The sequence below is a fragment of the Arthrobacter sp. NPDC056727 genome (assembly GCF_042790555.1).
GTDB lineage: Bacteria > Actinomycetota > Actinomycetes > Actinomycetales > Micrococcaceae > Arthrobacter.
The window spans coordinates 234,785-248,101 of sequence record NZ_JBHTZA010000001.1; the positions used below are offsets into that span (position 1 = coordinate 234,785).

Genomic DNA, 13,317 nt, shown 5'->3' on the forward strand with positions numbered 1-13,317 from the left:
AGCTTTCTGTTTGAGATCTTCTCGTTGTTGGTCAGGAGTAGACGAAGAACTCGGTGGTGTCTTCGACGACGGTCCACCGGGTCTGGGCGCCTTTGTTGAATGAAGCAGCCGAACCCGGTTTCAGGTCGAAGCTTTTCCCGCCCTCGACCTCGATGTGCAGGTGGCCTTCGATGATGTGGATGGTCTCGTCCGCCTCGATCAGCAGGTCGAACGGTTGTGGAGCCTCGTCGGCGGTGACGTGCCAGAAGCCGGCGGAGAGCGCGGGCCGTTCCCCGTCGCCGGGACGGCGCACCCACTGGACATGGCCCAGGACGAACGGCTCGTGCTTCTGCGGGTCAAAGGCGTCGTGGACGGTGAATTCGACGGCGTTCGTGGACGTGGGCATGGGATCCTCCTCGGATGGGAACAACTACGCAGATGCTTAGTTGTGTGATGCCCCACAGCTAAGCATCTGCTGAGGCTGCAAGTCAATAGCGTGATGCCAGCGGCTAGACTCGGGAACATGAGCGGGCAAAAACATGGCGGCTACGGCACGGGGCGGGAGGCCTTGCTGGCCGCAACCGTGCACGTGGTGGCGCGCAAGGGACTGCGCGGACTGACCTTCCGTGCAGTCGCCGAGCACGCCGGCGTCAACAACACGTTGGTGGTCCATCACTTCGGCAAGCGGGATGCGCTCATCGAAGCCGCCCTCGAATGGTCCGTGCAACAGTCGATCGGGCTGTCACAGCTGGAAGCGCTGCCTGCAACCGAGGAGGAGTTCTGCCAGAGCATCCTGTCGCTGATCGAAGACAACCCGGACCTCCAGATCTTCCAGTACGAAATGATCCTTGAGTCGCGGCGGCGCCCCGAGCTGGCAGGGCCGGTGCGGCACCTTTACGACAGCTACATCGCAGCGCTCTCGGACGGCCTGCAGCGGATAGGCTTCGGCGGGCAGGATGGCGCTGCCCGGGCCGCTTTCGCAGCCTTGGACGGCCTGGTGCTCCAGTTGCTGGCCGGCGCGGACACCAAGGGCGTCGAGGCAGCCGTCCGGTATCTCTGGGCCGCTTTGGGCGGACACGTAAACACCCCGGCGGTCAACGCCAACTGATAGTGGATGGAGTCCCGCATGCGCGTTCTGGTCGTGAATCACGTCAGCCTCGACGGTGTCCTGCAGGGGCCCGGCCGCCCTGACGAAGACACCCGGAACGGCTTCCGGCACGGCGGCTGGGCCGCAGAGGGGGCCAACGATCCGGAAATGTTCGCGGCCATGGGAGAGCGGATGGGCCAGGACTTCGCCTGGCTGTTCGGCCGCCGCAGCTACGAGGACATGCTCGCCTACTGGAACCAGGCCGGCGGCCCGTTCAAGGACGGTCTCAACGGGACAAGGAAGTACGTCGCCTCCTCCAACCCGGATGCCGAGCTGCGGTGGCCAAACTCCACGCTTCTCAGCGGGGAGGTCCCCGCTGCGGTCGCCGCACTGCGCGAACAGCCCGGCGGAAACCTCGTGATCATGGGCAGCGGGCAACTCATCCGCTCCCTGCTCCCGCACGGACTCGTCGACGAACTGTTCCTGATGATTCACCCGGTCGTGCTCGGCTCGGGCCACCGCCTGTTCGGGCCCGACGACGAAGCGCACCGCCTCCGGCTGGTCGACTCCACGCCCACTGCCACGGGAGTGCTGATGGTGACGTACCGGCCGGCCTAGAGGCTGTCCTGCCCGTGACATCGGACCCATACTCAATCTAGGGTGGCCAGATACGAACAGTTGGCGGGGAGCATGACTGACACCAGCAGCCGCAGGATCGACCTGCCCCTGATCGATCACCATTGCCATGGTGTGGTGGACGCTGAACTGAGCGACGAGGAGTTCAGGAGCCTGGCCACTGAGTCCGACTGGCCGGGGCCGGCAGGCACGGACAGCCTCGAGTCACCCTTCGGCCTGGCGGTTCGCCGTTTCTGTGCCCCGGTCCTCGGGCTCGAGCCGCTGGCGCCGCTGGACGAATATCTCGCCCAGCGCAGGACCATTGGCGCTTCCGAAGCCAACCGGCTGCTGCTCCGCAGCACGGGTACGTCCGACTACCTCCTTGACACGGGTATACCGGACGGACGCCTGCTGCGGCCCGCCGCCATGGCAGTATGTGCCGGTGCCAGAGTTCGCGGGATCGTCCGGATCGAAAGAGTAGCCGAGCTCCTTGCCGCCGAGTCCACAGCAGCCGGGTTCGTTACGGAATTCCCGGAAACGCTGGCCGCCAGGGCCCGGGAGGTCGTGGGGCTGAAATCCATCGTTGCCTACCGCCATGGTTTCGATATCCCCGCGGAACGGCCATCCGGGCGTGAACTGCTCCAGGCCGCTGACAGGTGGTTCCGCACGGCCGAAGAAACCGGGACCTTCAGGGTCACTGATCCGGTCCTGCTGAGCTTCGGGCTGTGGTCCGGGATCCAAACGGGCCTGCCCATCCAGCTCCACGTGGGATACGGCGACGGGGACATTGAGCTCTTCCGGGCTGATCCATCCCGGCTCACCCGGTTCTTCCACGCCACCAGGACGCTGGGTGTCGATTTCATGCTCCTGCACTGCTACCCCTTTGTCAGGGAAGCCGGAATCCTCGCCCAGATCTTTCCGCACGTCTATCTGGACGTGGGCCTGGTCTCGCACTATCTGGGTCCAAGTGCGGGCTCCGCAATCCGCCAGGCGGTGGAAATCGCGCCGTTCAGCAAGATCCTCTACTCATCGGATGCGTATGGCCTTGGCGAGCACTACGCCGTCAGCGCCGCCAACTGGCGGACTGCCTTCGCGGCCCTGATGGACGAATGGGTTGCTTCCGGGTGGGCCACTCCAAACGACGCCGAAAAAATTGCCTCGATGGTGGCCGCGGAAAATGCCAAGCGCGTCTACAACCTGAACCCCGAAGGCCCAATGCCGATCGCCTGAACAACGAAAGGAAAGCCGTGACTTCAAATCCGAAGGCTGACATGGATCTCCAGCACGTCAGGGCCCTTGTCATTTCCTGCCTGGACAACGCAGGCGTTTCCAGGGTCAAGGTTCTTCCGGGACCCAAGGTAGAGGATGCTTTCCACAATGGCTGCGGTATCTCAGTAAGCGTCGGAGTGCTGTTGGCCGTTGACGACCATGTCACCAGGTCATCCCCGATCGACCCCATAGTCGGTGACCTGCGCGGTATGCCGGACCGCTCAGCCGTTACCGTCGTCGACAAGGCAAGCGGACTGGCCTGGGCGCCGGCCGACCTTGTGGACATGCACGGTGTTCCTTATCCGACCTGCCCGCGCACGGCCCTCAAGCGCGTTGCTGCCGAATGGGCAGAAGCGGAGCTGGAGGTCTCGGCGGGCTTCGAGCTGGAATTCACCGTGTTTAGCGGTACGCAGGATGCGCCGGTCCTGGCGCACGATGGTCCGGGCTATGGAGCGGCTGCATTCCTGCAGCTGGAAGCATGGCACCTGGACGTGCTCGCAGCTCTGGTGGAAGCCGGCGTCCCTGTTGAGCAGATTCACCCCGAGTACGGCCGGGGCCAGGTGGAAATCGCCCTGGCCCCGAGGAACCCGGTGCAGGCCGTCGATGATTACCTTCTGGCGCGGTTCATCGTCTCAAGGGTTTCCCGGAAGCATGGATTGCACGTTTCCTACTCGCCGATAGCGGATTCCAGGACTGCGACCAACGGCTGCCACATCCATTTCTCCGCGCGGAACAGGGAAGGCAACCTTTTCTACGACCCTGCAGCCACGACGCAGATGAGTCCGGCAGGCGGGAGCATGATCGCCGGCGTACTCGGGAGGTTGGCTGAAAGTGTGGCATTGCTGGGAGGAAGCGCCCTGAGCGTGGCCCGGCTCCAGCCACAGCAGTGGGCGGGCAGTTTCATCTGCTGGGGTACAGGCAACCGTGAGGCCGCCATCCGCTTTGTGCCGGGCCCCAAGGGCTACGAGGACAGGCAGTCGAACGTTGAAGTGAAATGCTGCGATGGATCAGCGAACCAGTACCTTGCCGTGGCAGCGATCCTGGCGGCGGCACTGGAGGGCTTCCGGGGCCGGCTGAAACTGCCTGCCGGGGTCACGGTGGACCCTGGAACCTTGAGCCAGACGGAGCGGGAGAGCCTGGACATCCGGACCTTTCCCCCTGACCTGTTGACCGCCCTGGATGATCTGGAAGGCAGCAATTTCCTCTGCACGGCGTTGGGGCATGAACTGCTGGATGCCTATGTGGCTGTGCGGCGGGGTGAAGCCGAAAGGTTTGCCAAGCTTGACCGTGACGCCGTGATCGACGCGCTGCGCTGGCGGTACTAGCCGGCGATGAACCGGACAACGGCGTTTGACGCGGATCCCGCCTTCGCGCGCTTGGCCGTCGAGGTGCAGAACGTCGACGGGCTGTACAAGGAGCTGCACGCCACGCCCCGAATTTCGGGGGATGAGGGCGACACCCTGGCCACACTGTTGAATGAACTGCCAGCCTCATTCAGCAGGGAAACCCTGAAGGGAAACATCGGGATTGTCCGCCTCGGCGGAGCCGGGGTGTCCGTCGCGATCAGAGCGGAGATGGACGCCCTGCCGATCGTGGAACAGACAGGCCTTCCGTGGGCGGCCAGAAACGGCGCCATGCACGCGTGCGGACATGACGTGCACATGGCGGCATTTGTCGCGGTTGCCAGGACTGTCGCGTCGCTGGTGCCCCCGCCGGTTCCGCTGGTGGGAATTCTCCAGCCCCGGGAGGAAGTCGGTGAATCGGGAGCCCAGGACGTTCTGCGCGCCGGGGTGCTCGAAGCGCAGCAAGTGGGAGCCGTCATCGGGGCGCACCTGCAGCCGGCGCTGGACTCGCTGGCCTATTCATGCACGCCGGGCCCGGTGAATGCCGCTGCCGACGAGTTCGAACTGTTGATCGCCGGACAGCCCGCGCACGGCGCTTACCCCCACCATTCCTCCGACGCCCTTCTGGCCGCCAGCGCCTTCGTGGTTTCAAGTCAGCAGATCGTTTCCCGCAACGTCGATCCCACGATGTCCGCGGTACTCACGGTCGGAACCATCACAGCGGGCGGCAGCACCAACACGATCCCGGAGGAAGCGACGGTAACGGGGACGATCCGCACCATGACAGAACCGCAACGGCAGATGATCCACGACCGGCTCCGCCAGGTGGCCAACGGCGTTGCGATGGCCCATGGCTGCAGGGTGCGCCTGGAGATCAGCAGGGGCGAACCCATTCTGGAGAACGACGCCGAACTTGCTGCGGGAATTGGGCGCAGGCTCGCCGCCCAAGGGCATGCGCTGCGTGAATTCCGTTCCTACGGCTCGGACGATTTCGCGTTCTATGGTTCGGCTGCGCGGGCGGTGATGATCTTCACCGGGACACCGGCCGCGAGCGGGAACCTGCACGCGAGTACCTTTGCTCCTGATGGACATGCCGTAGGCCGTGTGGCCACTGCAATGCTCACCGGCTATCTGGCTGCCGCACAGGTCCTCGGGCGAGGGTAGGGCATGACGTCCCCGTTGCCCGAATCAGTGTTGCCCGAATCAGTGGTGCCCGAAACAATGTAGCCCGGATCAATCAGGAATCGAGAAGCCGGCCCGCGGCGCTGGACGTAGGGTGAGGAGTGCGATGAAACAGTATGAGATTAACCAGTGCCAGGAGGGCGCATGCCATACACCGTAGACTTCCAGAACGTGTCCACCGTCGGCCTGGAGCCGTCCCCCGTGGCGGAAACGCTGGCAGGACTGCGCGCCAACGAGGCGCGCTACTACAAGAACAAGTACGACCACGTTTTCACCGTCCAGCCCGCAGGCGACGCGCCGGAAACCCTCGAGTGGGTGAACCGAATCCTCGCCGAGGAGCGCAACATCGTCATCTCATCCCGTCCGCTTGAGGTGACATCCTTCGAGGTGGACGGCCTGCGGATGGCGTACGTGTTCTACGAATCCGGCCTGTCCATCAACGTGATGTACGGCATCGAGGCCGGATCGAAGCGCGCGGTGGGCTTCAAGCTCTCGGACGGGATGGAAGTTCCCGAGGAACTCGCGTCAAGCTTTAAGTTCGCCCGCCAGAAGTCGAAGCTGGCCGGGGTGATCCGCGGCTCCTACTTCGTGATCAAGGGCGAATACTGAGCAGACCCAGTACTGAGCAGACCCGCCAAGGCAACCGCCCGCCGTCGTACGTCTAGTTGTTAACCGGCGGCGGGCGCCTTGGCTGCCTTAGCGGCGGCCTTGGCGGCCTGCTTGCTGGCGCGGACCTTCGTCAGCGACTCTGGGTCCACGATGTCCGCAACAGAGAGGTATGAGCCCTCCTCGCCATAGTGGCCGGCGGCTTCCCGCCAGCCCGGTGCCTGGAGTCCGCACTGCTTGCCAAGCAATGCCAGGAAGATCTTGGCCTTCTGCTCGCCGAACCCGGGCAGCGCCTTCAGCCGGCGGAGCACTTCCTTTCCGTCCGGCTCGTCGCGGGTCCAGATGGCGGTTGCTTCACCGTTCCAGTCGCTCTCGACAGCCTCGGCGAGCGCCTGGACGCGGGCTGCCATGGAGCCGGGGAAGCGGTGCACTGCCGGACGTTCCTTGAAAACGTCAACGAAGCCTGCCGGGTCGTATTCGGCGACGGCGGCCGGGCTGATGGAGCCGATGCGCGTGCGGATCTTCTCTGGGCCGGCGAACGCCGATTCCATGGTCACCTGCTGGTCCAGCAGCATGCCGGTAAGCAGTGCGAAGGCGTCATCGCTGAGCAGTTTGTCGGCGGCGTCGTCGCCGGTGATGTGCAATTCCATTTGCCCATCCTCCCACTTCCGTCCCGAGTTACAGGCACAGCAGGATGAATCCGTGTCAGGATCAGTCATGGTCAACCGCCTGATGCTGCTCGACACCGCCTCCCTCTACTTCCGTGCGTTCTACGGGCTGCCGGACACCATCCGCCGCCCGGACGGCACGCCGGTGAACGCCGTTCGCGGCCTGCTCGACATGATCGCGCGCCTCACCACTGACTACGGCGCCACGCATCTGGTGGCCTGCTGGGACGACGACTGGCGTCCGCAGTGGCGGGTCGACCTCATCCCGACGTACAAAGCGCACCGGGTGGCCGAAGTGGTGGCCGGTGCGGCCGATGTGGAGGTGGTGCCGGATGGGCTTGAGGTGCAGATCCCGCTGATCCGCCACGTGCTGGGCCTCGCCGGCATAGCCGTCGTGGGTGCCGCAGAACATGAGGCCGACGACGTCGTGGGCACCTACGCCAGCCACGCCGACCTTCCGGTGGACGTGGTGACGGGGGACAGGGACCTCTTCCAGCTCGTCGACGACGTCCGGCAGGTGCGGGTGATCTACACCGCCCGGGGCATGCGGAACCTTGAAGTCCTGACCGACGAGATCGTCGTCGGGAAGTACCGTGTACTGCCGCAGCAGTACGCCGACTATGCCACCCTGCGCGGCGACGCCTCGGACGGGCTGCCGGGCGTCGCCGGCATCGGCGAGAAGACCGCGGCCGCCCTGCTTCTGGAACACGGCACCCTCGACGGACTGCTCGCGGCGGCGGCAGATCCGGCAGGTGGCGTGTCCGCCTCGGTGCGGTCCAGGCTCGCAGCGGCGGCCGGCTATCTCAAGGTGGCCCCCGCCGTCGTCAATGTTGTGCGCAACCTTGAGTTGCCGCCCCTTGAGGAGGCGGGCGCCGAACTCCAGCCCGTCACGGGCGGGGCGAGGGAAGAACTCGAGCGCCTCGCCACAGAGTGGAACCTCGGCGGCTCGGTCCGGCGGCTGCTTGGAGCACTGGACCGCCGCTCCTAGACCCTACTTTCCCAGCCCTGCCTCCGCCATCAGCTCCGTGAGCCACGGCCGGTGCTCGCGGTGGAATGTCAGTCCTTCCGGCAGCCCCTGCACGGAAGCTTCGGAGCCGGTGATGTCGATGGTGATCCGGCCGGCACCCATGGGCGCGTTGGTGATGTGCAGATCCCCGTAGGAGGCCGGCAGCACCGGGTCCATCCACACGCCGCCGCGGGAGACGTGCGCGTCGTACCGCATCAGGCTGGTCACCAGCATTATCGGCGTGGTGGCCGCCCACGCCTGCGGGGAGCACGCCGTCGGATACGGCACCGGCTCGGTGACCTGGTCCCGGCTGAAGCCGCAGAACAGTTCCGGCAGCCGGCCGTCGGTGTAATCCGCCGCCTCCAGCAGGGCCGTGGCAATCCGCTGCGCCTCCTCCACGAAGCCGTAGCGCAGCAGGCCCACCGCGATGACGGCGTTGTCGTGGGGCCAGACCGAGCCGTTGTGGTAGCTGGCGGGATTGTAGGCGCCCATGTCGGTGGCCAGGGTCCGTACGCCCCAGCCGCTGAACATCTCCGGGGACATCAGCCGCTCGGCGACGAACGGCAGCTTGTCCTCATCCACGATGCCGTGCCACAGGCACTGCCCCATGTTCGAGGCGCACGCATCAACGGGCCGCTTGTCCCGGTCAAGCGCGATGGCGTAGTAGCCGCGGTCCGGCAGCCAAAACTGCTCGTTGAATTTCTTCTTCAGCGCCGCCGCCTCATCGGTGAGCTGCGCCGCCAAAGGTGTGTCGCCGGCGTCGTACGCCATCCACGCCCGGGACAAAAACGCTGAGTACACCAGGGCCTGGACCTCGCACAGCGCGATCGGAGGCTTTGCCAGCGTCCCGTCCGCGAAGTTGATCCCGTCCCACGAGTCCTTCCAGCCCTGGTTGATCAGTCCCTGGTCGTTGAGCCGCTCATACTCGACGAACCCGTCGCCGTCCTTGTCGCCGTAATGCCGGACCCAGTCCAGCGCACGGTCGGCATGGGGCAGCAGGGCGGCGATGGTGTCCCGGCCGAATCCCCAGCGGCTGACCGAACCAAGGGCCATGACGAACTGCGGCGTGGCGTCGACGCTCCCGTAGTACGCGGACTTGCCGCCCAGTGCCAGCCCGCTGGAGATACCGAGCCTGACCTCGTGCAGGATCTTCCCGGGCTCCTCCTCACTCATCGGGTCCACCACTTTGCCCTGCCGGTCGGCCAGCGTCTGCAGAGTACCCAGCGCCAGGGACGGATCCACCGGGAGTGCCATCTCCGACGCCCACAACGAGTCGCGGCCGAACAGGGTCATGAACCAGGGCGCGCCCGCGGCCACCACGATCCGCTCGGGGTGGGCGGGATCCTCGATCCGGAGGGCGCCCAGGTCGTCGTAGCTGCGCCGCAGGGTGCGCTCGATGGAGCGGTTGCTCATGTGCAGCTTGGGTATCTTGGCCACCCATTCCTGCCGCCGGCGGTCGCTTGGTGAGACCTCACCAACCGTTCGGACCAGGGACGACGGCGGGACCCCGCCGCCGTCGGTTGCCGGCGCCACGCTCACCCGTGCGCTCCATTCGCCACGCGCCGGGACCACGGTCCGGTAGGTGACGGAATCTGCCGTGACCTCGGCACCCCTGGCATTGACCACCACGCTCTTCACCAGGTCCTGCCAGCCGGCCCTGATCACCAGGGAATCACCCTCGGGCTGGCGGGACTCCTCCCAGCGCCGCTGGACACGTGCCTCCTTCACCTCAAAAAGATCAGCGAAGTCCGATTCAACGCTGAGGGAAACGACGCATTCGGTCTCCTTCGAGGAGTAGTTCCGGATGGTGATCTGTTCAAGGATCCCGGCGCCGACCTCCCGAAGGCGCTCCACAATCAGGGGACTGTCCGCGTAGCCGTCAGAGCGGGGAACGCGGCCAATGAACAGCGCCCGGTAAGGCTCCTTGGTCTCGGCCGTCAGCGCCTCCAGGGGCTGGCCGTTCACGGACAGGTTCCACCGGGACAGGATGCGGGTGTCCTCATGGAAGACCCCGTGCGGATGCTCCGGATGGATGTCCCCGTTCGCCGAGGAAATACAGAAGGACGAACCTTCCACCAGGGTGACCGTGCCCGCCCCCACCGGACCGGCAGCCGTATCAGCATTCCAGCCAGCAGCCATTTCCGCCTCCTTCGACGGCTCAGGAGGGAGGCGGCGCTGTGCGGACCGGAAGCCGCACCACCAGGCTGCCGCCTACTCCGTTGGGCACGACGGTACGCCCGAACGCCCGTCGATAAAAGGGTCTCTGGCGGCCCCCGGCAAACACGACGAGAATGGGTGCGTGCCCCAACTTCGCGCCGGGCCGGACAGCGAGGCGATGAACCCGGCGGCCCGCAAGGTGCAGCGCATCTACATGACGCTGACACTGGGCAATACCCTTGCGGCCTCGTTCATCTGGGGCATTAACACCCTCTTCCTGCTCGATGCCGGGCTCAGCAACCTTGAGGCATTTGCCGCCAATGCGTTCTTCACCGCCGGGATGGTTCTTTTCGAGGTGCCCACCGGGGTGGTGGCCGACGGCTGGGGACGCCGGGTCTCGTTCCTGCTGGGCACCGCCACGCTGTCCGTCTCGACGCTCCTGTACTACCTGCTGTGGCAGCTTTCCGCGCCTTTCTGGTGGTGGGCAGTGGTGTCCGTGCTGCTTGGGCTGGGCTTCACCTTCTTCTCCGGCGCAGTGGAGGCCTGGCTGGTGGACGCGCTGCACTTCTCCGGCTACGATGGCGCGCTGGAAACAGTGCTCGGGCGCGGCCAGATGGTGTCCGGCACCGCCATGCTCGTCGGGTCCGTGGCGGGCGGGGTGATCGCCCAGGCAACCGACCTCGGGGTGCCGTTCCTGCTGCGCGTGGGCGTGCTGATGGCCATGTTCATCGTGGCCCTGTGGCTCATGCACGACGTCGGCTTCACCCCCGAACGCTCGGCACACCCTCTGCGGGCGACGCGCGCCGTGCTTTCAGCGTCCATTGAGAACGGCCTGAAAAATCCGCCCGTGCGGTACGTGATGCTGTCCGCGCCGTTCACGGCCGGCGTCGGGATCTACGTCTTCTACGCCCTGCAGCCGTTCCTGCTTGAGCTGTTCGGCGACCGCGGCGCCTACGCCATTGCAGGCCTGGCGGCGGCCATCGTGGCAGGTGCCGAGGTCATCGGCGGCTGGCTGGCACCGCGGGTCCGGCGGCTGGTCCGCAAACGCACCACTGTCCTGATCCTCAGCGGGGCCGTCAGCGCGCTGATCCTGGTGGCGCTCGGCTTCACCCGGGAGTTCTGGGTGGCCCTGGCTTTGCTCGCTGTCTGGGCGCTGGTGGCCGAGGTTGGGATTCCCGTGGGGCAGGCCTACCTCAATGACATGATCGATTCCAAGCAGCGCGCCACTGTGCTCAGTTTTGCCTCCCTCATGGGATCGAGCGGCGGTGTGGTGGTGCAGCCGCTGCTGGGGCGCGCGGCCGACGTCTACGGCTACTCCGCTTCGGTGGCGTTCAGCGGCGTGATCCAGCTGCTCGCCGTGCCGTTCCTGTACGCGAGCCGCCGGCAGGGCGCCGCTGCCGACGAATCCCACGGCAAGTGAAACCGCTGTCCGGTGAATGTGCGGACCGTTGAGTGTCCTTCCCCTGCGGAGTAGCGTGACAGTACCGTCAACCCGCATTACACCGACCCGGGAGCGACCATGCCATACCTGAGAAGCCGAATAGCAGCCGTCACCACGGCCCTGGCGATGAGCGTAACGGCAGGGGCCGTCACCAGTCCCGCGTTTGCTGATGAGCGGGTGACGGAAAAGACGGCGACCGCCACCGGGTACGGCGGCGCGGTGAGCACCGTGGACCCGGAAGCCTCCGCCGCGGCCATCGAAATTCTCCGCAGGGGAGGCAACGCCGCAGACGCCGCCGTGGCAGCTGCGGCGACCCTCGGCGTGACCGAGCCGTACAGTGCCGGAGTCGGCGGCGGAGGGTACTTCGTCTTCTACAGCTCACACACCGGGCACGTGAGCACCATCGACGGCCGCGAGACAGCGCCCGCAGCCATGCCGCACGACGCGTTCATCGATCCCGTTACTATCAGCCCGGAAAACCCCACAGGCAAGCCCTACAACTTCACTCCCGAACTGGTCACCAGCGGCGTCTCGGTGGGCGTGCCCGGCACTCCGGCCACATGGGAGCGCGCGCTGGACCGGTGGGGAACCAAGGACCTCGACGACGTCCTCGAGCCTGCCATCAACGTGGCGGACCGCGGCCTCGTTGTGGACGATACTTTCCGCCAGCAGACCCTCGACAACAAGCTCCGCTTCGAGGCGTTCACCTCCACCAGCAAGCTCTTCCTTCCCGGCGGTGACGCACCCGCCGTCGGCAGCATCTTCCGTAACCCGGAGCTCGCGGGCACCTACCGCCTGCTGGCTGACAAGGGAACCCGCGGCTTCTACCACGGTGCCCTCGCGAAGGAGATAGCGGCAGCTGTCCAGGCTCCGCCGAAGACCAAGACCACCAAGCTCCCCGTCCCTGCGGGGCACCTGACGACGGCGGACCTCGCCAGGTACCGCGCCCTGAACCAGTCGCCCACCCACGTGGAATACCGCGGCCTGGACGTCTACGGCATGGCTCCGTCGAGCAGCGGCGGCACCACGGTGGGCGAGGCCCTGAACATTCTTGAGCCGTTCGACCTTTCGGGGATGTCCGAACCCAGCGCGCTGCACCACTACCTTGAGGCCAGCGCACTCGCCTTTGCGGACCGCGGCAAGTACGTGGGCGATCCGGCATTCGTCGACGTTCCCACCGACGCCCTGACCGACCCGCGGTTCGGCAAGGAACGCTCCTGCGAGATAAATCCGAAGATTGCAGCCGTGAAGCCGGTGGCTCCCGGTGACGTGGCCAATTTCGACGGCGCGTGCCCGGCCACCGCGGCGGCCCCCGCCAGCGAGAAGGACACCGAGAACATCTCCACCACCAACCTGACCGTCGCGGACAAGTGGGGCAACGTCGTCGAATACACGCTCACCATCGAGCAGACCGGCGGCTCAGGCATCGTGGTTCCCGGCCGGGGATTCCTGCTGAACAACGAGCTGACCGACTTCTCCACCGTGTACGACCCCAAGGACCCGAACCGGATCGAGCCCGGCAAGCGCCCGCGGTCCTCGATGTCCCCGACGATCATCCTCGAGGACGGCGAGCCGTTCCTGGCCCTCGGATCCCCGGGCGGTTCGACCATCATCACCACCGTTTTGCAGACCATCCTGAACCGGGTGGACCTCGGTATGAGCATCCCCGACGCCATCGCGGCTCCGCGGGCGGCGCAGCGGAACGCGGCCAAGGTCACGGCCGAGCCCGGCTTCCTCGCGCTTTACGAAAAGCAGCTGATGCCGTTCGGCCACGAGTTCACGCCGTCGGGTGACGCGTTCACGTCGGCAGCCGAGATCGGCGCGGCCACCGCCATCGAGTTCAGGTCCGGCGGACGGATGGTTGCCGCGGCTGAGCCGGTCAGGCGCGGGGGAGGCTCCGCCATGGTGGTCTCACCGGCGCCGTGAGGGGCGGCCCTTCCTGCCGGGCAGCGGCCAGGCTGACG

Annotated in this window: 12 protein-coding genes; 9 read left to right on the forward strand and 3 right to left on the reverse strand. The window is 66.1% G+C overall.

Annotated features, from left to right (window positions below; translation table 11 throughout):
- Positions 1-31: 31 nt before the first annotated feature.
- Complete coding sequence (locus ACFRAH_RS01075) at positions 32-385, reverse strand: cupin domain-containing protein (protein ID WP_377989065.1); 354 nt, start codon at positions 383-385, stop codon at positions 32-34.
- A 117-nt stretch (positions 386-502) separates the two neighbouring features.
- Here ACFRAH_RS01075 and ACFRAH_RS01080 point away from each other — a divergent pair, with 117 nt between their 5' ends.
- The 6 genes from ACFRAH_RS01080 to ACFRAH_RS01105 all read left to right on the forward strand — a co-directional run bounded on the left by ACFRAH_RS01080 (position 503) and on the right by ACFRAH_RS01105 (position 6,084).
- Positions 503-1,087, forward strand: coding sequence for a TetR/AcrR family transcriptional regulator (locus ACFRAH_RS01080; RefSeq protein WP_377989066.1), 585 nt, complete (start codon positions 503-505; stop codon positions 1,085-1,087).
- Between the two features lie 18 nt (positions 1,088-1,105).
- Positions 1,106-1,684 carry a dihydrofolate reductase family protein gene (locus tag ACFRAH_RS01085; protein ID WP_377989067.1) on the forward strand — a complete coding sequence of 193 codons (579 nt, stop codon included), beginning with the start codon at positions 1,106-1,108 and terminating at the stop codon, positions 1,682-1,684.
- Positions 1,685-1,756: 72 nt separating this feature from the next.
- A complete protein-coding gene (locus tag ACFRAH_RS01090) occupies positions 1,757-2,911 on the forward strand; it encodes an amidohydrolase family protein (RefSeq protein ID WP_377989068.1) in 1,155 nt (384 codons plus the stop codon).
- A gap of 17 nt (positions 2,912-2,928) precedes the next feature.
- Positions 2,929-4,275 (forward strand): hypothetical protein, encoded by a 1,347-nt coding sequence (locus ACFRAH_RS01095; RefSeq protein ID WP_377989069.1) that lies wholly within the window; start codon positions 2,929-2,931, stop codon positions 4,273-4,275.
- A 6-nt stretch (positions 4,276-4,281) separates the two neighbouring features.
- Positions 4,282-5,457 carry a M20 family metallopeptidase gene (locus ACFRAH_RS01100; protein WP_377989070.1) on the forward strand — a complete coding sequence of 392 codons (1,176 nt, stop codon included), beginning with the start codon at positions 4,282-4,284 and terminating at the stop codon, positions 5,455-5,457.
- A gap of 162 nt (positions 5,458-5,619) precedes the next feature.
- Positions 5,620-6,084, forward strand: coding sequence for a phage tail protein (locus ACFRAH_RS01105; RefSeq protein WP_377989071.1), 465 nt, complete (start codon positions 5,620-5,622; stop codon positions 6,082-6,084).
- Positions 6,085-6,143: 59 nt separating this feature from the next.
- On the opposite strand, the gene ACFRAH_RS01110 is transcribed toward ACFRAH_RS01105, so the two are convergent.
- Positions 6,144-6,731, reverse strand: coding sequence for an HhH-GPD-type base excision DNA repair protein (locus ACFRAH_RS01110; protein ID WP_377989072.1), 588 nt, complete (start codon positions 6,729-6,731; stop codon positions 6,144-6,146).
- Positions 6,732-6,798: 67 nt separating this feature from the next.
- Here ACFRAH_RS01110 and ACFRAH_RS01115 point away from each other — a divergent pair, with 67 nt between their 5' ends.
- On the forward strand, positions 6,799-7,737 hold the full coding sequence (locus ACFRAH_RS01115; RefSeq protein ID WP_377989197.1) for a 5'-3' exonuclease H3TH domain-containing protein: 939 nt from the start codon (positions 6,799-6,801) through the stop codon (positions 7,735-7,737).
- Between the two features lie 3 nt (positions 7,738-7,740).
- Here the strand turns inward: ACFRAH_RS01115 and ACFRAH_RS01120 are convergent, their stop codons facing one another.
- Positions 7,741-9,894 (reverse strand): glycogen debranching N-terminal domain-containing protein, encoded by a 2,154-nt coding sequence (locus ACFRAH_RS01120; RefSeq protein ID WP_377989073.1) that lies wholly within the window; start codon positions 9,892-9,894, stop codon positions 7,741-7,743.
- Positions 9,895-10,090: 196 nt separating this feature from the next.
- Between ACFRAH_RS01120 and ACFRAH_RS01125 the strand changes: the two genes are divergently transcribed.
- Positions 10,091-11,332 carry an MFS transporter gene (locus ACFRAH_RS01125; RefSeq protein ID WP_377989198.1) on the forward strand — a complete coding sequence of 414 codons (1,242 nt, stop codon included), beginning with the start codon at positions 10,091-10,093 and terminating at the stop codon, positions 11,330-11,332.
- Between the two features lie 99 nt (positions 11,333-11,431).
- A complete protein-coding gene (gene ggt / locus ACFRAH_RS01130; RefSeq protein WP_377989074.1) occupies positions 11,432-13,279 on the forward strand; it encodes a gamma-glutamyltransferase in 1,848 nt (615 codons plus the stop codon).
- The last annotated feature ends 38 nt before the right edge of the window (positions 13,280-13,317 follow it).